Raw genomic sequence first — 23,351 nt, 5'->3', positions numbered from 1 at the left:
CTCCCTTACTGTCCGTTTAACCATTTTTTAATTACTTTTGCAGTTCCTTCTACATGTTCTTTCGTAGCATCCTGCACTTGTTCATCTAACGTTGGTTCTTTCGGTTCTTCTGGTTCAGGTTTTGGCTCTGGCACTATTTTTTCTTCAGGAATTTCCAAGATACTTTCATTACTTGCAGCCACTTCCTCTTCTGCTAAGTATTCTTCATATTCCTCTTCTTCTTTCTTTCTCTTACGTCTTGCTAATAAGAACCATACTAGACCACCGATTGCTAATAAGCCAGCTGTAATTCCACCGAATAACCACCAGTTCATACCACTTTTTTCTGGCTCTTTCTCTTTTTCGGCTTTCGGCTGATCGAACTGAACAGTTACAACGTTAACTTGACCATTTATAAAGTTACCGTTCGGATCAGCTTGAAGTCCTGCGGCTGTTCCAATTGCTTCTTTAAAAGTTGTCATATCAATTCTACGTTTTACTAGCGTATCATTATCTACCCATACAACAACATTTGTTTTCGTTAATTCTGGGTGTTTCTTAATTGTTTCAACTGTTTTATCTATTTCATAGTTTTCGATTTTGTTACCATTTTTATTATCATAGACAACTTTACCATTTTGATTATTGTTCGTACCGTAGTTTGGAACTTCACCGTTCGCTGTAATACCAGCACCTTGCTTCGTATCTGCCCCTTCTTGCGCAGTAGAGCTTTCCTCTTGCTCTTGTTTACTACGAAGTACACCTTTATCACCATACTTTTCTGACTGACGTGTAACTTCATCGTAGTTTACAGATACTTTCGTATTCACTTTATATTCATTCGGTTTAAACATCGTCATTAACGTTGCATCAATGTCTTGCTTTAATTTACCTTCAAGTTGGTGCTGCATCTCAACTTCTTTCTCATAAGAAGAGGAACTACTAGAATGTGCTTCATCTGCTCCTTTTGAGATAACACCTTTTTTACTATCAATAACACTTACTTCTTCTGCTTTCACACCAGGAACCGCTGCACTAATCATTTGCTGTATACCTGCAACTTGATCAGCTGTTAACAATTGTCCACGCTTCACTCCAACCGTAATCGCCGCTGTTCCTTTTGCTTTTTCTTCATCAAAAATTGTCTCTTTTTCAGGCAATGTAATTTGAACATTTGCCGTTTCAACTGTCGCAAAGTTTCTTACAATATCTTGCTCCAATTGCTTCTTCGTACCGACAATTTGCTTCATTTTTTTATCTTGCTCACTTGAACCGAGCGAGCTTTCTAATAAAATTTCTTCACCGCTTTTCGAATTAAACGGTAAGCCCATCCCATTCATTTCTTTTCGAACCCATGGAGCATCATTCTTTTGCACACGAATCGAACCATCGGCCGCTAATTGATAATCGACACCTAACTTCGATAATTCTGCTGTAATCTCTTGTTTATCTGCATCATTTAAATTTTGATATACAACAACATATTTATCTGGCAAGGTGAAGTATAAAAGTGCTCCTGTTACAATCGCTAAAAGCGCAGCACCGATTACTAACTTATGCCACGTTTTTAACGATTGGATAACATTTTTCATCTTTTCCATTTAAACACACCCGTCCACTTTCCTAAATTTGCATATTAATTAGTGACTTATAATTTTCAATAAGATTATCACGTACGAGAGCAGCCGTTTTCATTTGAGATTCAGCTTTCTTTTGCTGAATTAAAACGTCATGTGTTTCTCCTACCCCTTTAGTTAGTAAATCATATACTGCTGTTTGCGCATTGTTTTGCGTTTGATTCATATCTTCCAATAAATCAATAAACTTTTTCCCCTCAACTACAGATGTTTGAGAAGTCTTCGGTGCACCAATTGACTGAATTGCTCCAAATGGTTGTGTATGTAACATTGGTTGGATTTTCATATTATTATCTTCCCCCTTATCCTCGGCCGATTTCTAAATCTTTATCAAGCATTTTTTTATTTGCATTTAATACACTCGTATTCGCTTCATACATTTTTTGAGCAACCATTACATTCGTCATTTCAGCAGTTACATCAATATTTGGATAACGTACATATCCTTCTTCATTTGCGTGCGGATGCGTCGGATCATACACTAAATTTTCCGTTTTGTCTGCTTCAATACTTTTTATTTTTACTCCATTAGTAGGAGCCCCATCTAACATACTTGCAAAACTATTGTTTGATTCTAGCACCACACTACGACGCTCATATAAATCTGCCCCCGGAGCCGCCGTCGTATTCGCATTTACAATATTGTTAGAAGTAACTTCCATCCACTTTCTCGCTGTCGTTAGCCCTGAGCCACTTGCATTAATTGCCTGAAACATCCGTTGTCTCTCCTTCTACTTTTAACGTCCGCGTGCCGCTTGGTTAATTGCATATTGTGTATTAATTGCGTTAACTGAAATACCGTATAACTGATTTGCTTTCATTAAATCTAGCATTTCTGTCGTTACATCCACACTATTTCCGTCTTTATTCGTTTGCATTGATTTTGTTTGAATCTTTGCATATGTATTTTTCGTATTTACTGTCGGTAAGTGCATTTCATTCGTTTGATATAAATCTGGATTGCTCTTTAAATCAGCCGCATTATTTTTATATAACGCACTACTTTTATTCATCTGCTCAGCAAATGTTACATCTTGTGCTTTATAGCCAGGTGTATTCGCATTTGCAATATTACTAGAAACAGTATTTCGTTTCGTCACTAAATAATTCATATAATGGCTTACATCACTCACTAAATCTGGCATATTCCACACCCTTCCTTTTCTAACTTAATGATCCACTGATAGAAGTTTCACTTCATTATTTATTTTCTTATATGTGTTTATTAAAATATTTACTATTATGTACCCTTACATATTTTATTCCATTTTTTCATTGTTGTCTTTAGAAAAATACAAAAATATAAAAAAAGAATGCAAAAAACTGTATACACATAGTAATCTATAGAACATTTCAATATATAAACTACAAACTAAAGTCCATTTTTCTATTATTTAGATTACAATTATTATTTCATCACAGTCATAAAATGAAACCTCAATCAGCGGAGTTCTTTATGTAAACGAAGGAATAGACCCCCTTTTAAAAGGGGAATCTGTTTCCAGACGTTATTATTAATATTTACCGTAAAATGAATTAGCCTTCATTCGCCCATCATTTTCCATAATCATTTCTTCCAAAATCTTTTGCTTATCTCGAATATGCTGCGCTGCCTTAATAATGAATGGGCTTACTTCTGCTGCAACTTGTGCACGTCTTTCTTCATCTAGTGTCATCATCCAACGATTTAACATCTCACTCTTCTCAGCAAACTCTTCATCTGACACTTGTAATTCACCGATTTCATTAAAACAGCTGACAAACGTTCGATAAATATCATTGTTCATTTTCAAGTGCTCCACGGTAACCGTCTATTAAATCTTGTAACACTTGTACAATCGCATCAATGTCTTTTGCTTCACGCGTTACTTTCATCGTTTGAATTTGAATGCTAATCCAATCGTATAAACCAAATAGACTGTCATATAAATCTTTTGAAATATCAGGATTTAATTGAAGCTTCAACTCTTCAAATATACGTTCTAACTTTTCAAGAAGGTCGTCTCCTTCTTGAAGTTTAAATGTATTTAAAAGTTCTTCTAATTTACGAAACTCTACGATACATCTTTCATAAATAAATATTGTATTTTTAATCGGATTACTCGTCATAATATCATTTTGCATATAACGTTGCCATGCTTGCATATAATCACTTCCTCAACTTTCATTAATCATCACTTTTGGTTTTTGTCATTGCTTTGATTGTCTGCAGCTGACTATCAAGCAATGCTAGCTGGCTTTCCAACTTTGCATATTTATCAATAATTGATTCTTGTTTTTTCTTATTAATTGTATCAATATCTTGAATTTTTCTCTCTAAATCAGTCACTTGCTTTTCAATACTTTTAGAGCGTTTTCCGATAATCCCTTCATCTCCAAAGATTCCCTCAAGCTTTTTATCTATATCATGACCAATACCATTAAAGCCAAAGAAAAATTGTTTTGTAGATTCTGGATTCTCTTTAAAAGCTATTTTCAATTTTTCTTCATCAAGAGTCATATTTCCTGTTTTATCAATTTGAATTCCAAAAGAAAATAAATACTTATCATCTTGTGAAAATTTAAAAATGCTTGTCATTGCATTACTGATAGCAAATGAAACATTATTCCCTTGCATTACTCCATTTTCACCAGAAAATAAATCTAAACTTTTAACAGCGTTATTATACTCATCTTTCATTTTTTTGATTAAATCTATCGAATTTTTTATATCTGAATCTTCGATAGTTAATTTAATTGGCTCTGTAGTTACCTTTTCTAAGTTAATAGTTAATCCTGGAATTGTATCAATCTTATTTGTTTTACTAGTTCCTTTAATTCCGTTTATTGTATATTCTGCATTTACTGCTCCTGTCACTTGATGTGCAATGGCATTCGTTCCATCCGTATTTTTCGCAGAAGTAACTAGCCCTATATTTTGTAAAAAGCCATTGGCACCATCTGTTAATTTCAGCTCTCCCTCTTTTCCTGCAGTAGTTGATGTGAAAAATAGTTGATCTCCTAATGTATATACTGATGCACCATAATTCCCATTATTTATCTTATTGACAAGGTCTTTATACGTCATATCTTTTGAAATTTTAACTTCTTTTCCATTTATCTGAAATACATCATCTACTCCAAGTTTTAAATCTAAACTAAATTTTTGCTCCGTACCTTCAGGAGTTTTTGGGGGAGTAAGTGGAGCTGTAGTTATTTGATGCCTTTCTGCTACTCGCTCTACTGTAATTGTATATGTTCCAGGAATTGCAGCAGCATCCGCCTGCGCTGTCATAAAACCATCTTTGGATAAAGTTGTTTTCTTTTCATCACCTTTAAATGTGTTTAAATCTTTGAATACTTGCACAAAATTTGCAAACTCTTTTTTCATGCTCGCATAAACTTTGTTTTCATTTGTTAACGTTTGTTTTTGTGTAGTGTATGGTGATTTTTTCATTTCCAATGCTTGTAACTCTAAATCTACTAACTTCTTTGTATCTATTATGTTATTTCCTAAATTCCATATTTGCTGTCTGTCACCATAATTAGATATTGTCCCTGCCATATTTTTCACTCCTTATCATTTACATGTAATCTAAAATACTCGTTTTACTCATCGTACTAACAGCTTTTAATGTTGCTTCGTACGTTGCGTTTATATAAGCTAAATCAGAAATTGCGACCGCTAAATCAACATCCTCAATTTCTTTACGGTTTTCTTGAAGTGCTACATTTTGCTCGCTTAAAATTGTTTTAAACGTCTCCATTGTGTTCATTGTTGAACCAACTTCAGTTGTACGGTTAATGATGCCATCTAAGTTTTGCTTATTTCCTTCTAATAACGGTTTTAGTGCTTTTTGGTCACCGTTTTGCATTGCTTCACTCATCTGTTTTAACGTTTTTATAACAGGAGATAATAATGCTTCACCGTTACGGAACGCTTTGAATTCATAACCGTCATTTAGTTTCCAGTTCACATCATTTTTTCCACCCTGGTACGTACCATCTTCTGTAAATGGCGGATTTTCTGCACTATCACCACCGAAAATATAACGACCTTGTTCTTTTGTATTCGCTAAATAGACGACCTGTTTTAAAATTTGATCAATCTCTACACCAATAGCCTGCAATTCTTTTTCACTATTTGTACCATTCAATGCTTGTACTGTTAATTGGTCTGCTCTTGTTAAAGATTTCAAAACACCTTGTAAAGTATTTTCAGTTTGTGTTAATACATTTTTCGAATCCGCTATATCTTTCTGCATTTGCTCCATATTTGCCAATGAATGTTGAATCGCAAATGATTTACTTGCTGCAAGTGGATCTTCACTCATAAGAAGGTTTTTCTTCCCTGAGGTTACTTGATTTCGGTGGTATTGCTGTTGCACATTTAAATCCATCAACTGATTCTTTGCCCAGTTTGCATTTTGAAATGTAGATACTCTCATTTCTATCTCCTCCTTAAATATTTCCAATTACCAACTATACATGACTACTCCTTATCTAATAATCGAAAACAAACTATCAAACACTTCATTCATCGTAGTTATAGCTTTAGAATTCGCCACGAAGTATTTCTGGAAGGCCATTAAATTAACCATTTCTTCTTCCATATTTACGCCCTCGATGCTCATCTTTTCTTGCTGGATACCTTCTAATAAATCCTTATGAATATTTTGATATGCATTTACTGAACTTTTATCAGAGGCTACCCCAACTAAAAATTGATCTAAGGCTTGCTTATATGTAAGTCCATCCTTATAGCCTTTATCTGTAATAGCCGCAAGGTTGTTGGCAGTTTCAGCCGAAATTTTCATTTTTGAAATATCTTTTATAAAATCAGGATTCAATTCAAGTTTCTTCGCATCTTCTCCTACAAAAAGTTCTTTCTTCATAGTATTATTCACTTGTTTTTTTAACGAATTTACAAACTCATTCAGATTATCTTTATAATTTGTAATCTTTGCTTTCGTATCAATTGCCGATAAAATTGTTCCACCACTTAATGGGATATCTGTTCCAGATATTTGTACAGACATTGGCTTTTTATCCTTCTGTAATTGAAGTGGATATGTATCTTGACCATTTACAGTTAAAACACCATTCATCCTAACACTTGCGATATTAGGATTTGTAGCTTCATAAGATACTTCTATATCTGCATACTGAGACATTTCTGTCATAATACGATCACGTTCATCTAATAGTTGATTTGGTACTTGTGTACCAGCTTGTCCAATTTTCTTGTTCGCTTCTGCTAAACTAGCAGCAAGTCGATTAAATTCATTAACATGCGCTTCAATATCTTCTGTCGTCTGTGCTTCCACTGTATCTAAATTTTTCGCGAGACGACTTACTTGACTTGTGAACTTCCCCGTTTCAGCAATTAATGTATCGTAGTAATTTGATTGCTCCGGATTTTTTGCAACTTCACGAAAAGCATTGAAAAACCCATCCATTAAACTAGATAATGAATTTTTACCTGTCGTTCCTACCATAGACTCTACTCGCGACAAAGTAGAATTCATATATGCATAGTAAGAGAACTGTGACATTTGATCATTATATTGCTTTGTCTTCACTTCATCTGTAATACGATCAACACCTAATGTTTGTACACCATACCCTATTCTTTGTTCTGGTGCATACCCTTTACTCCCTCCAGCAGATCCGTAATTCACCATTTGACGAACATACCCCGGTGTATGAATGTTAGACAAGTTTTGTTTTGTTGTTTGTAACCCCATTTGAGCCGCTAACATACCCGATAGCGGTGTATTATAATCAGATAATCTCATAAAGCTTCACTTCTCCTTTACAATAGTTCGTTCATAAAGATTTGCGAATTATTGTTTCGCTCTAAGTTATATTCAGAAACAGAATCCACAATACTTTCTGTAGTTTTTAATAGTACGTTTAAGTAATATTGATTTTTCAAAAGAATCATTTTTACATTCTCTTCTAATTCAGTTACGTTTTTTTGTAATTCTTTCATTTTTTCAATTTCTTCTTGAGAAAAATACGAAAATAACGCACTTACACGAAACGATTCAACTCCTTGTTCTTTACAGAACTGAACAACCATTTCTTCAAATGAGCTTGATAACCCTTTTAAGCCATCAATGTACTGCAATTGCTCTACTTGCAATTTTTGAACTGCATTTACATTTTTATTTTTTAAATTCTCATATATTTGCTCTCCAAGCGCTTGAATATTTTCATACGCTTTTTGAATAATAACGAGTTTTTCATATAATTGTATGTACATATAGCTTCCTTCCTTTTACAAGACTAAATTCACAATTAAACCATGGATTTCTCCAATTTGATTTAACATTTCTAAATGTCCTGTTTTCGTATTAATTAAATTCATAACATCTTCTAATTCATTCAATCCCATTTCTGCCTGTTTCACAATCGTCATTTTCTGTGAATATCCGTAACGCGGGTGACGAGACATGACATCTTTATACTGCAATACATTATCCACGTAAAAATTCAAAAATGATTTTACTGTATTTTTGTATTCCATTACATTATCAAGCGTTAATTCCATTTCAATTTTCTCTTTAATTTCTCCAATATTATCGACAAACGCTTCCATTTGTTCTAGTAATTTATCTTTTTTCGGATCTGCATGCAAATTATCCGAAAATGCAAGTCCTGTCCTGACATTTGCTTCTTTCGGCATTTGAGTAGCAGGCGGTATATGCGATAAAATTGGATTATGCGAGATAGAACGTAGCATATATATCACCTATTTATTTTTTTATTTCTTCCTAAACTTAATCGTAAAATCCAGTTATTTATAATTATACTCTGAACAGTAATATTTTGCAGTTATTTTTTATAAAAGATATGTTACAATTTAGCATGAGGTGGCACAATTCTATGAATATTTTCCTTTGTGGTTCAAATCAATTAACAGCATTAGATCAAGAAGAAATTAAAAAATTTTTAACTGACTATGCTCACAAACATAAAATTTACATATTATGTTATAAATCTATTGAAAATGAGGTTCTTCGTTTTTTCGTTGAGAATGAAAGACTCGCTCAAAATTTATGCCTTTACACACTGCAACCATTGCAAGCAATAACAGATGAATTTCAAGAAGTCGTTGATTACTTAAAAAAACACGGAGCCGAATATGTTGCTTTTGATCATCCTTCTGACTCCATTTACCGATCAGATTATATGTTTTTTGTTAAACAAATTATTGAAGACACTGATTTAGTTCTCTGTTTTTATAATGGGGACAAACATACATCTGTCATCCCTGTCGATGTTGCAAAAGAAGCAGGTATTGATGCTGTCATTTATGATTTACCAGGATTACATGAAAAGCAAATGAAAAAAAGCTTTGAACAAAAAATTCGTATGATGTAAAGGGGGAGGCACAATATCATTATTGTGCCCATTGTAAATATGATAATTGAACAAGATTATGATCATTTTATCGCGAGTTTTAAACAACAATTCAATATGGATATCGCTTCTTATAAACAAGATAGAATGCGCCGTAGAATCGATGCTTTCATTTCGAGAAAAGGCTTCGAAAACTACACTAATTTTTTAAACAAATTACGCGCTGATCAAAATTTATTTTTAAATTTTATTGACTATATTACAATTAACGTTTCAGAGTTTTTTAGAAATAAAGAACGCTGGCAAACTTTAGAGTCGAAAGCACTACCAAAATTACTCGAACAAAATAGCGGAAAATTAAAGGTATGGAGTGCCGCTTGCGCTGCTGGTGAAGAACCGTACACACTCTCTTTAATTTTATCAAAGCATCTAGCTCCATTTCGTTTTGAAATTCAAGCAACAGATCTTGATTTTCATATTTTAGAAACCGCAAAACGCGGTCAATATACAGAACGTTCTCTGAAGGAATTACCTAATGATTTGAAAGAACGTCATTTCACAAAAGAGAATGATATATATTCATTGCATCAAAACATTAAACAAAACGTTACGTTCAAACAGCACGACCTTTTAATGCAGTCGTTCGATACAAATTATGATTTGATTATTTGTCGTAACGTAATGATTTATTTTACAGAAGAAGCAAGAGTAAAACTTTATGAAAAATTTAGTCGTTCTTTACGAAAAGGCGGTGTACTATTTGTTGGTAGTACGGAACAAATTTTAACACCCGAACGTTACAATCTTCAGCGATTTGATACATTCTTCTACGAAAAAATATAAAAGAGGTCGTCACAATGGAGTGACGACCTTTTTACATAACTCGAATTAAAATAATACCGACAATCCATATAAAGAGAAAAAGAAACGTCATAGACCATTTATGTTCTTGCACCGTATGTTTCAACGCCTGTGACAATTGTGTCATGTTCATTTCCGCAAGCGCTCTCCATACACTTACATCCCGATCTTTAGCAATACGGTCTGTAACGCTAATTAAAATTGTTTCGTTAGACAGTTTCGTTATATAAGCAGTAATAACCGTTACCATCAAATTTATATTTCCTTCTGAAGAATCACTTTCCACTCTAGAGATAAGTGCACTCACATCTAGTAACGGAATATGTACTTTTCTACCAAATGATAGTTGTACTTCAGCGAAATCATACGTTCCATCTAACAAAGGAAGTTCTTTTATATGCGCCTGCTTAACAAGCCCTTGTAGGCTTCTAATTACATGTTCAAATATTTTTTCTGTTTGCTTACCTTCTCCAGATAACGTGTGTAACTTTTTAAAAAGTTGTAACACTGTATCCATCTCTTTAGAAAGCATTTCCTTCATAATCTTTCCATCACTTAAACTTGCAAGTAAAATACCTATTTCATTATTTTTCGAAATAATTTTAGACTGTCCAGTAAACACTAAATTGCTACGCTTTCGTTCTTTCTGGATTTCATGCTCCGAAATAGCTGCAGGCTGTTTTAATGGTTGTAACGCCTTATCTTCAATTGTCGTACGTTTAATCTCCATTTAAGCGCCTCCACTACTATGAAATAATTAGCCCCATTCTTTATTACTCTTTAAAACTAAAAACAGTACGAATAAACCTGACATGATAGTAAACACATCAGAAGCTTGCACTCCCTGTTCACCTTTTTCTTCTTTCTTGTCTTTCGGTTCTTCTTTTGGTTCTTTCTTTTTAGAGGCAACTTGTTTGTTATTTTTCTCTTTTTGGTTCTTCCCCTTATGTACTTCCTTGTTGTCTTCGAACGGCTCTTTTATAACGTAAGTAAATTCCTCTTTCTCTTTCAACGGTTCTTTTATAAACTTATTTACTATCTCATCTTGCTTCGGAATTTGAACAACTGGCAAATTTTCTTCTGGAAGCGGGTTTTTGACTTTCGAATCTTCTTGTTTCTCATTTTCTTTCTTATCTTCTAATTCATTTTCTAGTTTATTATCTAATTTTTCTTCTTTTTCTTTCTCTTCTATCTTTTTATCATCTTCGTTTTTTGGCACCAAAACAGAAATGGTATATTCACTTTCCTCAACAAGTTTATTACCTGCTGCATCTATTATCTCTACAAGTAATTCGTATGGCCCAGCCGGCAATGCTTCTGTTATTTCAAATACTTTTTGCCAATCCATATCATGCTTGTTGTAGTCTAATAAAAAGGAAAGCTCTTTATTTTCTTTCCCTTTTAATGTAACGCGCACTTCTTTTACAACCGATTCTATATCTGACGCTTTTACTCGTATTTGTATAGAATCTCCCTGTTTTCGTTCAACTAAGTTCTCTTTTACTTCATCAATAGTAACTTTCTGTAACTTTGGCAATTCTTTATCTATAGTTGGCGTTTCATTTTTAATACGAATGAGCGGGACTTTCACTTCATTTTTTATGAGCTCTTCTTTCTCATTCTCTTTGTAACTTTGAACGAGCTGAAAATTCCAATCACCTTGCAAATCAAAATCCCCTGCTTTATAGTTAGCAACCCAGCTCTTCGTTTCTTCATCATACTCAAAAGATAACATTCTTTCTTGCGCATATTGCTCGCCATTTTTTTGTAACTGCAATATACCTTTCATACTTTGAATGTTTTTCCCATTTGGTTCTACAGCAATTCGCACCTCTTCGCCAACTTTAAGCTCCAGCTTATTTACTGTAATAATTCCCTGTTCTGTTTCTATCTTTCTTTCACTCAATTGTTTATTTGCTACTTCTTGTTGTTCTGCTTCTTGTTGTTTCTCTTCTTGTTGTTTCTCTTCTTGTTGTTTCTCTTCTTGTTGTTTCTCTTCTTTTTGTTTCTCTTCATCTTGTTTCGTTTCCACTTGCTCTGGCGGTTCTTGAGATTCCTTATTTTCTTCTTGTACATTCACTTCACTTATTTTTTGATCTGGCTCAATTTGTTCCTCAGCCTGACTTTGCAAGGGGAAGAACAAGCACACATGTATGCATAGCCAACTCATTAGAAAAAACTTTACGTTTTTCATCTACTAGTTCAAACTCCTATTTCAATGCCTTATAGTGATTTCGTCACTTTTACTCCGAAAAATCCATCTACATTTACAAGTTCACCATACGCCACTAATACATCATTTACATAAATACGAATTGGTTCATCAATATCCTCATCTAGTACAACTGCTTCATTTTCTTGTAAACTTAATATATCTTGAATCGTTTTCACTGTACTTCCAAATACAAATTTCACGTTCATTTCTACATTTTGTAGAATGGACGTGTCCATATATACTGGTTCCATTTGTTTTACTTCTTTAAATTCAATAGGTTGCACAACTGGTTCTACAATTTTTTCTTCTTCAATTTCTTCTGTGGCAATCTCTTCTTCTTCCACCATTGGATACAGAAGTCGCCTTACCATTTCTTTCGCTTCAGAAATTGGCAAAATTTGATACATTTTCGATTGAAGCAGATCACCAATTTCAAGATTGAACGTAATTTGAACGAGTTCATCCACTTCCATTGACTCTCCCAAATACTCCATTTCTTCTTTTAACGTTACAAATTTAACATTTGGCGGCGTCATGTCCATTTTTTCTTGGAACATTTCTGACATCGCCGTAGCAGCGTGACCCATCATTTGGTTCATAATTTCTTTAATACCGCTCAGTTCTAATTCAGTAAGCTCTTTTTCCGAATCAACTTCCCCTGTTCCCATCATCATTAAATCTACCATTGTTAAGGCGACATCTTTCGTAAATACGAATACATTCTCATTCTTTAGCCCTTCAACAAAGTCAACATTTAAAATAACAAATGGCACTGGTACTCCATCATAATGACGAACATTGATTGCTTCCACATTTGGTGTACTAATTGTAACTGGCTGATTTAAAAGCGTTGACAATACTGTTGAAGCGGAACCAATTGAAATATTTGCAATTTCACCAAGCACATCTTTCTCTTCTTGTGTTAAATGCTCTTTTTCAACTTCTTCTACAATCTCAGTTTCCACTACTTCTGCTGGCTCGTCTTTTTCTTCTACTCCACCAGATAATTGCATTAATTTATTTACCATTTGTTTCGCATGCTCAACTGAAACAATTTGTACAAGTTTAGAGTTTACAAGATTATCTATCTTTAAATCAAACGACACTTTAACAATCGTATGATTCCCATCGATTTCAGAGATTTTCTCCATTTCTTCTGATAACTTTACAACATTAATCGTCGGCGGAGACATATCTACTGTATCTTGGAAGAATTCCGACATAGATGTAGCTGCGAATCCCATCATTTGATTCATCGCTTCTTGTACAGCACTTAGTTCTAATTCACCAAGTTCTTTTCCATCCTCCACTTCACCTGTTCCCATCATCATTAAATCAGCAATGGACAATGCAACATCTTGTTTAAGAACAAGAAGGTTTTCCATATCTAATCCTTTTGTAAAATGAATGTTTAATACAACATGTGGAACTTCGACATCTCTTGAATCATATAAATCTACCAACTCTATGCGAGGAGCAGTAATGCTTACTTGCCTATTTAAAATCGTTGATAATACAGTCGAAGCTGAACCAAATGATATATTTGCAATTTCGCCAAGAATATCGCATTCTTGAGGCGTTAAATGCTCATTTTCTTTTTCTAGCACAATCGTGCTCGTATCCCCTTTTGTGTGTTGCTCAGGCATTTTCCCTGCCTCCTCATTTCTGTTTTTCTATCAAATAATATAAACTCTCATTTGATTTTAGCAAACTTATTATATAAAACGTTAATATGTATTCCCATTATTAGATTGGTAACGATTAGCCAAAAAGCTCCCCAATTGTATACAAGTGGGGAGCTTTCCTTCATTCCTATTATAAACCTTCTGGGTTTAAAATGAGGACCACTCGTCCATCACCGAGAATCGTCGCACCAGAGAAATAGTTAGAACTCTCTGCAAAGAAGTCACCTAATGACTTTAAGACTATTTCTCTTTGACCGATAATTGTGTTTACAATAAGTCCATAGCTGCGATGTGTATTACGAACAATTAACACAGGAACCATTTGACCATCATATGACGCAAACGCCTCATCTACTGTTTTTTCACCAAATACAGTACTTAAATGTTTCACTTCAATAATTTGATTACGATAATTTAACACATCTTTTCCTTGTAAGGATTGGATGTCTTCTCTCTTAATTCGAATTGCTTCAACAATATTTCCAAGAGGTAAAGCATAACGCTTATCATTCGTTTGAACAAGCATAGATTGAATAATAGACAACGTTAACGGAAGTTCAATTCTAAATGTACTTCCCTTTCCTTCCTCAGAATCAATGATTAAATGTCCACCTAAACTATGAATCGTATGTTTTACAACATCTAATCCGACACCGCGTCCAGAAAGATCTGATACAACTTCAGCTGTACTAAATCCTGGTTGGAAAATAAGATCAAACACTTCACGATCTGTTAATCTATTTGCATCTGCTTCAGTTACAACGCCATTTTTAATCGCTTTTTCTAATACTTTCCCTTTATTAATACCGTTTCCATCATCCGTAATTTGAATAACGACATGATTTCCACTATGAAAGGCTTCTAATTTAATAGTACCTGTCTCATTTTTACCTGCATCACGTCGTTTTTCAACAGTTTCAACACCATGATCGATTGCATTTCGAATTAAATGAACGAGCGGATCACCGATTTCATCAATAACAATTTTATCTACTTCAGTATCTTCACCTGTAATTTGTAAATCGATTTTTTTCCCTAAATCTTTCGCTAACATACGTACCATACGTGGGAAACGATTGAACACAGTTTCAATCGGCACCATACGCATATTTAATAGTACGTTTTGAATATCTTTTGAAATATCGCCTAATCGATTTAAATGTTCAATTAACTCCTTGTTTTGAATCGTTTGAGCCAATTCATCAATGCGCCCCCGTTCAATTACACTTTCTTCAAACATATTCATTAATCTTTCGATTTTCTCTAATTGAACACGAATTGAACGATTCTCCACTTTAGCATTTTTCGTTTTTGTAGTACTTTTAGCTGGCATAGCACTTGTAGGTTGATTCTTTGCCACTATCGGTGATTCTACCTGCGTAGCCACAGCTGGTTGTAGCATTTCTTCTACTTGCACAACTTCTTGTGTAACAACTTTTTTAGAAGCTACTTCCCTCGATATAGGTTCTCCTTGCTTTACTTCCACTTTCTCAATTTCAGAAACATGAAGTACTACTTGTTTCAATTCTTCTATACTACAATCAGTATCCATAAATACTGTAAATTCAAATCCGAAAGCATCTGCTTCAATTTCTTCAATACTCGGAGCTGTTTTTTGTATATTCCCTACATTCTGCAATGCTTCAATACACATAATGGCACGTACTGCTTTTAAAATTGCTTGCTGTTCAACTGTTATATGCACTTCATGTGAAACTGCATCATCGTTGTCTATATGATTTTGCTCTATATGTTCCGTAGGAGTTTCTACATTGCCGTTCAATAATGCTTCTAATTTCTGTTTAGTTGATGCTACATCAATATTGCCCATTCCACCTTGTTGCACATCTGCAACCATCTTCTCCAAATTATCAATGCACTCAAAAATCACATCAATAATATCTGCATTTACAACTATATTTCCATGACGAATTTCATCTAACACATTTTCCATCTTATGCGTTAAATCAGCCATCTCCGTAAATTCCATACTCGCAGACATACCTTTGAATGTATGAGCGGAGCGGAATATTTCTCCTACAACATCCATATCAGCAGGATTTTGTTCTAACACTAGCACATTTTCATTTAGCGACTGTAAATGTTCTTCTGACTCTTCGAAAAATATATTTAATAGATCTGTTTGCATTTTTATCCCCTACCTGTCTAACAAACATTTCATTTATGTATAACAATTTAGTGTTTTATAATGAGAAAAAAGGGGGCCACACGTCGATCCGCTATCACTGTTTTGATTCCTTGTGGCACCCCTTCTATATTAACTATTTGCTACTTTTGTTAAAGCTTCAATTACACGATCCGCTTGGAATGGCTTTACAATAAAGTCTTTTGCCCCGCCCTTAATTGCATCTAATACCATACCTTGTTGTCCCATTGCAGAACAAATAACAACCTTTGCACTTGAATCAATTTTAATAATTTCTTTTAATGCTTCAAGCCCGTCCATTTCTGGCATAGTAATATCTAATGTTACAATATCAGGTTGAAGTTCTTTATATTTTTGAATTGCTTCTACCCCATTCTCTGCTTCGCCGATAACTTCAAATTCAGCATTACTTTTTAATAAGTTTTTAATCATCGTTCGCATAAACATCGCATCGTCTACTACTAAAATTTTATGTGCCATTCTTTTTAATTCTCTCCTTCTATGTATAAATATATCTTAATATTTCACCTTATCATTCTCACTCATTATACAAAATAAAATGATAAAATTTAATATTTTTTTAAAAGAATTTTCGTATTTTTATTATTTTATTATTAAAATAATAATATACTACTCTTTTATATAAATAACAACGCGACGATTTTTTTCCCAGTTTTGCGGTGAATCATTTGGTACAATTGGCTTTGTGTCTGCATATCCTACCGCAGCTAGCCTTTTATCATCCACATTATACACTTCAATTAAATGGTGAATCATATTTGCCGCTCGTGCTGAAGATAACTCCCAATTAGAAGGGAATTTCTCGTTATGAATAGGTCTACTATCTGTATGTCCCTCTACAACAATTGGGTTAGGTACGGATTGGAAAAATCCAACTAATTGACTTATTATCCCTTTCGCTTCGGGCTTAACGTTCGCATCGCCTGTATCAAATATTAAATTATCTACTATAACGACGCTTACCCCTGTATCCTCTCGATATACATTCACTTGACTAATACCGTTATTATCTACATACGCTTTCAACTTCTTATATAATTCATCCATTCTCTTTTTTGAGATCATTTTTTCATCATTTTTTTCATGTGAAATATCTGGTATTGTATTTTCCATTACTTTTGCATCTACTTGCCCCGTATCACTAAACTTTTCAAGCATCTTTGACAATTTTACTGCATCTTGCTTTGATGTAGCAACTAGTAATACGAAGAAAGTTAATAATAACATCGTTAAATCTGTAAAAGTCGTCATCCAACGAGGCGATCCCTTTTGCGGTCCTTTACTCATCATACCACTCCTTGAAATATTAGGCTGCTCCTTTTACCTTTTTTACCTTTGTTTCGTATACGTATGTATCCAGTTTCAACTTTAATTTAGAAGGGATTTGTCCGCGATACAATTCTGAAATTGCTTCTATTACAAACTTCTTCTCTGTATATAAATCTTCAATACCACGGTATACTTTTTCCGACAGAGGGATTGCAATCATATTCGCAAGTACAGACCCATATAATGTCGTTAACATCGCAACTGCCATCCCTGTACCAATTTGCGATGTATCTTGTAAGTTTTGGAGCATAATGATAAGACCGATTAACGTACCAATCATTCCCCAAGCTGGAGCAAAATCACCAATTTTATCTAATAATGCCGCTCCTTTTCTTAACTCATACACTTCCGTTTCAATATCTTTCAATAACACTTCTTTTAATTCATCTTCATCGTAACCGCTTAACATTAATCGAATTCCTTTTTGAATAAAAGGATTGTCTACTTGCTCTCCATCAACCTCTAAAGAAAGCAAGCCGTTCTTTTTAGACTTTTTCGAAAAATCAACAAACAAATCCGTTAACTGTTCTAAATCTTCTTCTCTTCTATGTAAAACAGTGAAAATACTTTTCGTATATTTTTTTATTTCTCCAAATCGATATGCCACAACAATTGTCGCTGTTGTTCCCCCTATGACAATTAAAATAGATGAAATATCTAAAAAGTTTTTGAAAGCTTTTATTCCACCGCCGCCAAGCATAATCGCCGCTATCACTATGATGAAACCTACTATAATGCCCACTGGGCTAGAAATATCAAACTTCCTTTTTCTTCTTTGTGGTCTAGCTAATACTTGATTTTTTTCTCCCATATTTCTGCCCTTTCCTTTCCATTTTCATATAACATTTTTTTATTTTAATAATACGTTTTCACATATAACATGTATTATACGCTTATCATCTGTTTATCGCAATATACTCATGAAATTGACACATTTCATTTCTATATTAGAATTATGGTATAAAAACATGAGGAGGCTCACGATGGAACACAACATTTTACAAGTCATTGCATTAGCAGAAAAACTAAAATATGAAATGCGACATAGCTGGCTTTCCAACGGGCGTCAAGAAAGTGTTGCCGAACATACATGGCGTATGTCTCTAATGGCCATTTTAGTTGAACCTTATTTGGATCAAAAAGTAAATATTGAGAAATTACTTAAAATGGTTATTATTCACGACCTAGTCGAAGCCGAAGCTGGTGATATCCCTGCATTTGATACGATGAATAGTCACGAATTACAGCTACAAAAACAAAAAAATGAACTAGAAGCTATTTTAAATATTAAACAAACGTTAACAGGTTCTCTCGGTGAGGAATTATATGACTTATGGATGGAGTTTGAAGCAAAAGAAACGTACGAAGCAAAAGTTGCTAATGCACTCGATAAACTTGAGGTGAAAATCCAGCATAACGAAGCTGATATTGATACGTGGCTACCAATTGAACATAAAATGACATTCCAAGTAGCAAAGCATACAAACTTTGATTCTTTCCTATCTAAATTACAAAAAATTATTGAACAAGATGGAGAAAAGAAGTTAATTGCTGCCGGCATTGATGTTGAGGCATGCAAGCAATAATGAAATAAGACACTCAACAAGAGTGTCTTATTTCATTATTGTTGATATAGCCTGCTTATAAATAAGCTGTTGTTTTCCATCCACTAAAATTAAAACTGTAAATTTATCTACTCCAACAACTTCTCCTACTATTCTAACGCCACTCTTTAAGAAAATTGTAACTGTACCTTTTTCTTCTTTTATTTGTTTATACAATTCTTCCTGTAAATGTTCCAATTACTGTCCTCTCCTTTCTGTGAAACATCTTAATATAAAAAACTATAAATTTTTTATTTATGCACTTTGTCTTTTATATTCATAAACTTATTAATTAGTATATCTAAATCACGACTAAATAACAAAACTTTATCATGATCCAATCCGTGTCTCGCAACAAGTTGAATTAATTCTTTCTTTTTGTTTTCTATTTTATTTTGTAATTGTCCCATCTCCATCTCTATACTAAAACTCCCTTTTCCCATAATATTACTTGTAAAATTATAGTACATATTCTCTCATAAAAAAATAAAAAAATGGTTTTTTTTACAATTTTTTATTTTTCTATGCCTAAATTACGAATCATGTAAAGGTTTATTTACAAATCACTAACATACAATCCTAATGAATCTACAGGCATTTGTCTAATTATAAATGAGACTGGCTCGTTTTCTATACAAAAAACATACTGTATATAGTAGTCCATGAACCATATAGATTAACTTACTAAAAAGGAGGAAAACATATGAGTTATGGTGGAAGTTGCGCTGGTTTCGGCGGTGGATTTGCTTTGCTTATCGTACTATTCATCCTTCTAATCATCATCGGATGTAGCTGTTGGGGTGGCGGCGGATACGGATATTAATATATCCTATCCTTGACAAATGAACTAAAAACTATAGAAAAACAGCTCATATTTGAGCTGTTTTTTTCATACTTTCGTATGAATTTATATCCCTCTTATTTGCGATTTCAACTAGCAACATATTGTTTACTATGGAATAAGAAACATTTTTACTAAGGGGGATTACAATGATTAGAGGTCTTTACGAAGCACATTTACCTGTCCGCAACTTAAAAGTATCAATACCTTTTTATGAATCACTAGGGCTAAAATTATATAAACGAGGAAATAATATTGCTTTCTTTTGGATTAAAGAAAATGAGAATTGGCTCGGCCTTTGGGAAGGCACAGAATACAAAGTGAATTATCACCCCTCTTTACGACATATCGCCTTTCAAGTAAGTTTACATGATTTAGAAAATGCGATTCATTGGCTAAATCAAAAAGGAATTTCAGCACGAAAAGACTTTGGAATGGAACCAATTGAACCGATTGTTTTTCCGGAATTAGCACATGCAGCCGTATACTTTAACGACCCTGATGGAAATAGTTTAGAATTGATTGCACAATTACCTGTTGGACTTCCTACAGCGGAAAAAGTGTATTTAAGTGAGTGGAAAGAACAAATTCAAACATCGTCATTACATAAGGAGTAGTCTATTTATGTCGGTTTCTTATTCCACACTTCTTAAAACAAATAAAAACTTCAATAAACTATTTTATGGGCAAACATTAAGTATACTTGGAGATTGGTTCCATACGGTAGCTTTATTAACATTTGTCTACAGCATAACGGAATCGCCGTTTATGATCGCACTTACTTTTATAAGTAAAGGTTTACCACAGCTTCTTCTTAGTCCATTCATAGGCGGAATTGTAGATCGTTTCTCTAAAAAGAATATTATGATTTTTACCGATATTACACGGGGAATTCTAGTCCTTACATACTTACTCGCAGGCTATAAAATTGAGATTATTTTCATTGCTAATATATGTTTATCTGTACTTGCTTGTTTATTTGAACCGGCTAAACAAGCAACCCTAAAAAATATCGTACACCAAAATCTTTTCGTAACTGCTAACTCTCTTTCTAGTACAATTAATGGTTTTATGTCTATTATGGGGGCTTCTTTGGGCGGAGTAATTGCACAATCTTTACATATTGAGTTCGCTTTTTTAGTAAATAGCCTATCATACTTTCTTTCAGCCTATTTTATTTATAATATGAGTATTCCTGCTCATGATACTTGTAACAAGAACAAAGCATTTTTCACTGATATAAAAGGTGGTTATACATACATATTACAAACAAAAATCATTTTAACATTAATTCTTGTCGGCATTTCATGGGGGATTATTGGAGGCGCTTATCAACTACTTCTAACGATCTATGCCGAAAAAATTTTCCATACGAACATCGGGATTTTATATACGGTTCAAGGGGCTGGGCTTATGATAGGAAGCCTTCTCGTTAATCTTTATATATCCCATAATAAAGAAAAAATGAAAAAAGTATTCGGTTGGGCCTACTTATTACAAGGAATTTTCTTTCTCGGATTCATTCTATCCGATCAACTTATTATCGGTATCATTACTTTATTCTGTATGCATATAGCAGGAGGAATCATCGTTCCACTTGATACGACATTACTTCAAACTTACACACACGAAAATATGATAGGTAAAGTTTTTTCATTCCATTATTCCGTTTACGGATCTCTTATTCAGTTATCGATGTTTTTTACAGGAGGGCTGTTAGAAATTTTTTCTCCTCAAATGATTGGCAGTTTATTAGCTATATGTTGTATTTTTGTAAGTTTTATATGGCTGTTCTTGTTTTATCGCGGGGAATTTAATGAAGAATCTCCTTCTACTTAATAGCATGTTTATAAACATGCTATTTTTATTTATGTCGAAATACAGAGGAAAAAGACGATTTATTTTCCTTACGTTCTAATTTTTTAGAATGTACAATAAATTCAGATTATAAGAAAAGGGGTGCCATAATGTTTGACGATAGACTTACTATTTCAGCTGAGCAGCAGAAGCTCATTTCCAATGCAACTCGCATTCAAATTCTTCACCTTTTAAAAGATGAAGCACTTACTGCAAAACAAGTTGCTACTAAACTAAATAAATCTGCTGGAAGCGTACATTATCACGTTCAAATTTTATATGATGGAGGGTTGCTTGAATTAGTAGAAACGAAGGAAAAACGAGGGATTATTGAAAAATATTATAAAGCAAAAGCTGCTCATTTCTATATTGAAGAAAGCGGCACAGAAGGAACGAATACAGGTAGTCATATTGTATCTCATTTATTTTTAACTCCAGAGGAATTACAACAGCTTACTTGGGAGATTACACAAGTTTTATTACGCTGGGAAAACAAAACCGCTCGTCAATCAAACTCTGAAGAGGAATACGCTATTTCCTGCAGGATTAAAAAACAATGAAAGAAAGGGCCATTTATTCATGAAAAATAAATTATTATTATTGTCGGGAACAGGAATTTCTCGTTTAGGTGATTTTATGTATCTCATCGCTCTAAACTTAATGGTGTTAAATAGCACAAACTCACCTGCTGCTGTAGCAGGATTATGGATTGTTGGTCCAATCGCCACTGTTGTTACAAAAATATGGTCTGGTAGTATAGTAGATCGATTAAACAAACGGTCCATTATGCTCATCACAGATATAATTCGAGCAGCTCTCATTGGCTGTATTCCATTATCTGATTCTATTTGGGCCATTTATATGTTCATCTTTTTAACTCGCATCGCTACATCATTTTTTGATCCAGCTTCATTTACTTATAAAACAATGCTCATACGAGCTGAAGAGCGCGCTCAATTTAATGCATGGAATAGCCTATGTACAAACGGGGCTTTTATTATCGGTCCAGCTCTTGCTGGAATACTTCTCACCACATACTCAGCAGCCTTTGTTATTTACTGCAACTCACTTTCATTTCTACTTTCTACCATTCTCATTTACTTCTTGCCAAACATTACATTACAAACAAAGCAAAACGAAGAAGTTGCAAATACTTTTGTACAAACATTACGAAGTGATTGGAAACAAGTTTTTTCGTTCGCTCGAACAGAAACGTACATTATTCTCATATTCGTTTTATTTCAAGCGACTATGCTTGTTTCTATGGCACTCGATTCACAAGAAGTTGTTTTTACGAGGCAAGTACTGTTTTTAACCGATATAGAATACAGTATGCTTGTTAGTATAACTGGCGCTGCTTACGTTTCCGGTTCATTTCTCGTCTCTCTCTTTGCCAAACGATTACCAATTCAACATTGTATCGGATTAGGTATGATTTTCACAGCAATAGGCTATGTAATTTTCGCCTTTTCAAATTCATTTATAGTCGCAGCAGGTGGTTTCATTTTACTTGGTATTTCTTCATCATTTGCTGGTACTGGCTTTATAACATTTTATCAAAATAACATCCCTATATATATGATAGGACGTATCGATAGCGTGTTTGATTCCATAAAAAATTTCATCCAAATCTTTTTCGTTTTAGCAATTGGGGCATCCGCACAATTTCTTTCCGTTCAATTTACTGTAATAAGTAGCTCGTTACTCATTCTTTTCCTTTCCTGTTTATTAGCAATCCGGGCAATGACTCCTTCACGAGAAAAATACTTTAAAACTACAGGATCATCATTAGAATATTAAATGCCACA

At 33.8% G+C, this 23,351-nt stretch carries 28 protein-coding genes; 8 read left to right on the top strand and 20 right to left on the bottom strand.

The window, feature by feature from the left end; all coding sequences use genetic code 11:
- Positions 1-5 precede the first annotated feature (5 nt).
- The 11 genes from BUA87_RS26190 to BUA87_RS26140 all read right to left on the bottom strand — a co-directional run bounded on the left by BUA87_RS26190 (position 6) and on the right by BUA87_RS26140 (position 8,343).
- Positions 6-1,580 (bottom strand): flagellar M-ring protein FliF C-terminal domain-containing protein, encoded by a 1,575-nt coding sequence (locus BUA87_RS26190; protein WP_053564842.1) that lies wholly within the window; start codon positions 1,578-1,580, stop codon positions 6-8.
- Positions 1,581-1,602: 22 nt separating this feature from the next.
- Positions 1,603-1,902, bottom strand: a complete 300-nt coding sequence (gene fliE, locus BUA87_RS26185; RefSeq protein WP_000701672.1) for a flagellar hook-basal body complex protein FliE — start codon at positions 1,900-1,902, stop codon at positions 1,603-1,605.
- Positions 1,903-1,918: 16 nt separating this feature from the next.
- Positions 1,919-2,332: a flagellar basal body rod protein FlgC gene (gene flgC / locus BUA87_RS26180; RefSeq protein WP_000484680.1), complete on the bottom strand. Its 414-nt coding sequence runs from the start codon at positions 2,330-2,332 to the stop codon at positions 1,919-1,921.
- Positions 2,333-2,353: 21 nt separating this feature from the next.
- Positions 2,354-2,761: a flagellar basal body rod protein FlgB gene (gene flgB / locus BUA87_RS26175; RefSeq protein ID WP_001113109.1), complete on the bottom strand. Its 408-nt coding sequence runs from the start codon at positions 2,759-2,761 to the stop codon at positions 2,354-2,356.
- A 369-nt stretch (positions 2,762-3,130) separates the two neighbouring features.
- Positions 3,131-3,403: a hypothetical protein gene (locus tag BUA87_RS26170; RefSeq protein WP_001058085.1), complete on the bottom strand. Its 273-nt coding sequence runs from the start codon at positions 3,401-3,403 to the stop codon at positions 3,131-3,133.
- Entirely contained in the window at positions 3,393-3,761 is a 369-nt protein-coding gene (locus BUA87_RS26165; RefSeq protein ID WP_012260665.1) for a flagellar export chaperone FliS, read from the bottom strand. Before BUA87_RS26165 ends, BUA87_RS26170 begins: the two co-directional genes overlap by 11 nt.
- Before the next feature lie 22 nt (positions 3,762-3,783).
- Positions 3,784-5,160, bottom strand: coding sequence for a flagellar hook-associated protein 2 (locus BUA87_RS26160; RefSeq protein WP_061883958.1), 1,377 nt, complete (start codon positions 5,158-5,160; stop codon positions 3,784-3,786).
- 19 nt (positions 5,161-5,179) lie between these two features.
- Positions 5,180-6,043 carry a flagellar hook-associated protein 3 gene (locus tag BUA87_RS26155; protein ID WP_053564845.1) on the bottom strand — a complete coding sequence of 288 codons (864 nt, stop codon included), beginning with the start codon at positions 6,041-6,043 and terminating at the stop codon, positions 5,180-5,182.
- Between the two features lie 51 nt (positions 6,044-6,094).
- Positions 6,095-7,393, bottom strand: coding sequence for a flagellar hook-associated protein FlgK (gene flgK / locus BUA87_RS26150; RefSeq protein WP_001239702.1), 1,299 nt, complete (start codon positions 7,391-7,393; stop codon positions 6,095-6,097).
- Between the two features lie 17 nt (positions 7,394-7,410).
- Entirely contained in the window at positions 7,411-7,863 is a 453-nt protein-coding gene (locus BUA87_RS26145) for a hypothetical protein (protein ID WP_000275879.1), read from the bottom strand.
- A gap of 15 nt (positions 7,864-7,878) precedes the next feature.
- Positions 7,879-8,343 carry a YaaR family protein gene (locus BUA87_RS26140; RefSeq protein WP_000946323.1) on the bottom strand — a complete coding sequence of 155 codons (465 nt, stop codon included), beginning with the start codon at positions 8,341-8,343 and terminating at the stop codon, positions 7,879-7,881.
- Positions 8,344-8,486: 143 nt separating this feature from the next.
- Between BUA87_RS26140 and BUA87_RS26135 the strand changes: the two genes are divergently transcribed.
- Together BUA87_RS26135 and cheR are read left to right on the top strand one after the other, a co-directional pair.
- Positions 8,487-8,984, top strand: coding sequence for a flagellar motor switch protein FliG (locus BUA87_RS26135; protein WP_001020110.1), 498 nt, complete (start codon positions 8,487-8,489; stop codon positions 8,982-8,984).
- Between the two features lie 39 nt (positions 8,985-9,023).
- Positions 9,024-9,806 carry a protein-glutamate O-methyltransferase CheR gene (gene cheR / locus BUA87_RS26130; protein WP_000582875.1) on the top strand — a complete coding sequence of 261 codons (783 nt, stop codon included), beginning with the start codon at positions 9,024-9,026 and terminating at the stop codon, positions 9,804-9,806.
- A 31-nt stretch (positions 9,807-9,837) separates the two neighbouring features.
- On the opposite strand, the gene BUA87_RS26125 is transcribed toward cheR, so the two are convergent.
- From BUA87_RS26125 to BUA87_RS26095, 7 genes are all read right to left on the bottom strand, one after another.
- A complete protein-coding gene (locus BUA87_RS26125) occupies positions 9,838-10,554 on the bottom strand; it encodes a hypothetical protein (RefSeq protein WP_071714503.1) in 717 nt (238 codons plus the stop codon).
- Positions 10,555-10,581: 27 nt separating this feature from the next.
- The gene (locus BUA87_RS26120; protein ID WP_072941268.1) at positions 10,582-12,018 is read right to left on the bottom strand and encodes a transglycosylase; all 1,437 of its coding nucleotides are present in this window, start codon (positions 12,016-12,018) and stop codon (positions 10,582-10,584) included.
- Between the two features lie 29 nt (positions 12,019-12,047).
- A complete protein-coding gene (locus tag BUA87_RS26115) occupies positions 12,048-13,685 on the bottom strand; it encodes a flagellar motor switch protein (protein WP_071714505.1) in 1,638 nt (545 codons plus the stop codon).
- A gap of 169 nt (positions 13,686-13,854) precedes the next feature.
- On the bottom strand, positions 13,855-15,873 hold the full coding sequence (locus BUA87_RS26110; RefSeq protein WP_071714506.1) for a chemotaxis protein CheA: 2,019 nt from the start codon (positions 15,871-15,873) through the stop codon (positions 13,855-13,857).
- Positions 15,874-16,002: 129 nt separating this feature from the next.
- Positions 16,003-16,371 (bottom strand): response regulator, encoded by a 369-nt coding sequence (locus tag BUA87_RS26105; RefSeq protein WP_000940568.1) that lies wholly within the window; start codon positions 16,369-16,371, stop codon positions 16,003-16,005.
- 150 nt (positions 16,372-16,521) lie between these two features.
- Positions 16,522-17,199, bottom strand: coding sequence for an OmpA family protein (locus tag BUA87_RS26100; protein WP_000033627.1), 678 nt, complete (start codon positions 17,197-17,199; stop codon positions 16,522-16,524).
- A 19-nt stretch (positions 17,200-17,218) separates the two neighbouring features.
- Positions 17,219-18,052 carry a flagellar motor protein MotP gene (locus tag BUA87_RS26095; protein WP_000504186.1) on the bottom strand — a complete coding sequence of 278 codons (834 nt, stop codon included), beginning with the start codon at positions 18,050-18,052 and terminating at the stop codon, positions 17,219-17,221.
- A 172-nt stretch (positions 18,053-18,224) separates the two neighbouring features.
- On the opposite strand from BUA87_RS26095, the gene BUA87_RS26090 reads away from it, so the two are divergent.
- Entirely contained in the window at positions 18,225-18,827 is a 603-nt protein-coding gene (locus BUA87_RS26090) for an HD domain-containing protein (protein WP_016513063.1), read from the top strand.
- Positions 18,828-18,854: 27 nt separating this feature from the next.
- Here the strand turns inward: BUA87_RS26090 and hfq are convergent, their stop codons facing one another.
- Together hfq and BUA87_RS26080 are read right to left on the bottom strand one after the other, a co-directional pair.
- Positions 18,855-19,043 (bottom strand): RNA chaperone Hfq, encoded by a 189-nt coding sequence (gene hfq / locus BUA87_RS26085; protein WP_000400665.1) that lies wholly within the window; start codon positions 19,041-19,043, stop codon positions 18,855-18,857.
- A gap of 53 nt (positions 19,044-19,096) precedes the next feature.
- Entirely contained in the window at positions 19,097-19,315 is a 219-nt protein-coding gene (locus BUA87_RS26080) for an aspartyl-phosphate phosphatase Spo0E family protein (protein WP_000291691.1), read from the bottom strand.
- A gap of 233 nt (positions 19,316-19,548) precedes the next feature.
- Between BUA87_RS26080 and BUA87_RS26075 the strand changes: the two genes are divergently transcribed.
- The 5 genes from BUA87_RS26075 (at position 19,549) to BUA87_RS26055 (ending at position 23,343) form a co-directional block, all read left to right on the top strand.
- Positions 19,549-19,668, top strand: coding sequence for a YjcZ family sporulation protein (locus tag BUA87_RS26075; RefSeq protein ID WP_000120179.1), 120 nt, complete (start codon positions 19,549-19,551; stop codon positions 19,666-19,668).
- A 167-nt stretch (positions 19,669-19,835) separates the two neighbouring features.
- A complete protein-coding gene (locus BUA87_RS26070; RefSeq protein WP_071714507.1) occupies positions 19,836-20,303 on the top strand; it encodes a VOC family protein in 468 nt (155 codons plus the stop codon).
- 7 nt (positions 20,304-20,310) lie between these two features.
- Positions 20,311-21,525, top strand: coding sequence for an MFS transporter (locus BUA87_RS26065; protein ID WP_072941266.1), 1,215 nt, complete (start codon positions 20,311-20,313; stop codon positions 21,523-21,525).
- Positions 21,526-21,653: 128 nt separating this feature from the next.
- Positions 21,654-22,103 carry an ArsR/SmtB family transcription factor gene (locus BUA87_RS26060; protein ID WP_000459089.1) on the top strand — a complete coding sequence of 150 codons (450 nt, stop codon included), beginning with the start codon at positions 21,654-21,656 and terminating at the stop codon, positions 22,101-22,103.
- A gap of 19 nt (positions 22,104-22,122) precedes the next feature.
- Complete coding sequence (locus BUA87_RS26055) at positions 22,123-23,343, top strand: MFS transporter (protein WP_071714509.1); 1,221 nt, start codon at positions 22,123-22,125, stop codon at positions 23,341-23,343.
- Positions 23,344-23,351: the final 8 nt, after the last annotated feature.

Source organism: Bacillus sp. bc15, from assembly GCF_900142585.1.
Lineage (GTDB): Bacteria > Bacillota > Bacilli > Bacillales > Bacillaceae_G > Bacillus_A > Bacillus_A cereus.
Note: the sequence above shows the minus strand (reverse complement) of the source record. Positions and strands in the feature narration are given on the sequence as shown.

Bases quoted from the DNA above. Each gene is read 5' to 3' on its own strand.
- BUA87_RS26190 (WP_053564842.1), bottom strand. From the start codon at position 1,580: ATGGAAAAGATGAAAAATGTTATCCAATCGTTAAAAACGTGGCATAAG.
- fliE (WP_000701672.1), bottom strand. From the start codon at position 1,902: ATGAAAATCCAACCAATGTTACATACACAACCATTTGGAGCAATTCAG.
- flgC (WP_000484680.1), bottom strand. From the start codon at position 2,332: ATGTTTCAGGCAATTAATGCAAGTGGCTCAGGGCTAACGACAGCGAGA.
- flgB (WP_001113109.1), bottom strand. From the start codon at position 2,761: ATGCCAGATTTAGTGAGTGATGTAAGCCATTATATGAATTATTTAGTG.
- BUA87_RS26170 (WP_001058085.1), bottom strand. From the start codon at position 3,403: ATGAACAATGATATTTATCGAACGTTTGTCAGCTGTTTTAATGAAATC.
- BUA87_RS26165 (WP_012260665.1), bottom strand. From the start codon at position 3,761: ATGCAAGCATGGCAACGTTATATGCAAAATGATATTATGACGAGTAAT.
- BUA87_RS26160 (WP_061883958.1), bottom strand. From the start codon at position 5,160: ATGGCAGGGACAATATCTAATTATGGTGACAGACAGCAAATATGGAAT.
- BUA87_RS26155 (WP_053564845.1), bottom strand. From the start codon at position 6,043: ATGAGAGTATCTACATTTCAAAATGCAAACTGGGCAAAGAATCAGTTG.
- flgK (WP_001239702.1), bottom strand. From the start codon at position 7,393: ATGAGATTATCTGATTATAATACACCGCTATCGGGTATGTTAGCGGCT.
- BUA87_RS26145 (WP_000275879.1), bottom strand. From the start codon at position 7,863: ATGTACATACAATTATATGAAAAACTCGTTATTATTCAAAAAGCGTAT.
- BUA87_RS26140 (WP_000946323.1), bottom strand. From the start codon at position 8,343: ATGCTACGTTCTATCTCGCATAATCCAATTTTATCGCATATACCGCCT.
- BUA87_RS26135 (WP_001020110.1), top strand. From the start codon at position 8,487: ATGAATATTTTCCTTTGTGGTTCAAATCAATTAACAGCATTAGATCAA.
- cheR (WP_000582875.1), top strand. From the start codon at position 9,024: ATGATAATTGAACAAGATTATGATCATTTTATCGCGAGTTTTAAACAA.
- BUA87_RS26125 (WP_071714503.1), bottom strand. From the start codon at position 10,554: ATGGAGATTAAACGTACGACAATTGAAGATAAGGCGTTACAACCATTA.
- BUA87_RS26120 (WP_072941268.1), bottom strand. From the start codon at position 12,018: ATGAAAAACGTAAAGTTTTTTCTAATGAGTTGGCTATGCATACATGTG.
- BUA87_RS26115 (WP_071714505.1), bottom strand. From the start codon at position 13,685: ATGCCTGAGCAACACACAAAAGGGGATACGAGCACGATTGTGCTAGAA.
- BUA87_RS26110 (WP_071714506.1), bottom strand. From the start codon at position 15,873: ATGCAAACAGATCTATTAAATATATTTTTCGAAGAGTCAGAAGAACAT.
- BUA87_RS26105 (WP_000940568.1), bottom strand. From the start codon at position 16,371: ATGGCACATAAAATTTTAGTAGTAGACGATGCGATGTTTATGCGAACG.
- BUA87_RS26100 (WP_000033627.1), bottom strand. From the start codon at position 17,199: ATGAGTAAAGGACCGCAAAAGGGATCGCCTCGTTGGATGACGACTTTT.
- BUA87_RS26095 (WP_000504186.1), bottom strand. From the start codon at position 18,052: ATGGGAGAAAAAAATCAAGTATTAGCTAGACCACAAAGAAGAAAAAGG.
- BUA87_RS26090 (WP_016513063.1), top strand. From the start codon at position 18,225: ATGGAACACAACATTTTACAAGTCATTGCATTAGCAGAAAAACTAAAA.
- BUA87_RS26080 (WP_000291691.1), bottom strand. From the start codon at position 19,315: ATGTACTATAATTTTACAAGTAATATTATGGGAAAAGGGAGTTTTAGT.
- BUA87_RS26075 (WP_000120179.1), top strand. From the start codon at position 19,549: ATGAGTTATGGTGGAAGTTGCGCTGGTTTCGGCGGTGGATTTGCTTTG.
- BUA87_RS26070 (WP_071714507.1), top strand. From the start codon at position 19,836: ATGATTAGAGGTCTTTACGAAGCACATTTACCTGTCCGCAACTTAAAA.
- BUA87_RS26065 (WP_072941266.1), top strand. From the start codon at position 20,311: ATGTCGGTTTCTTATTCCACACTTCTTAAAACAAATAAAAACTTCAAT.
- BUA87_RS26060 (WP_000459089.1), top strand. From the start codon at position 21,654: ATGTTTGACGATAGACTTACTATTTCAGCTGAGCAGCAGAAGCTCATT.
- BUA87_RS26055 (WP_071714509.1), top strand. From the start codon at position 22,123: ATGAAAAATAAATTATTATTATTGTCGGGAACAGGAATTTCTCGTTTA.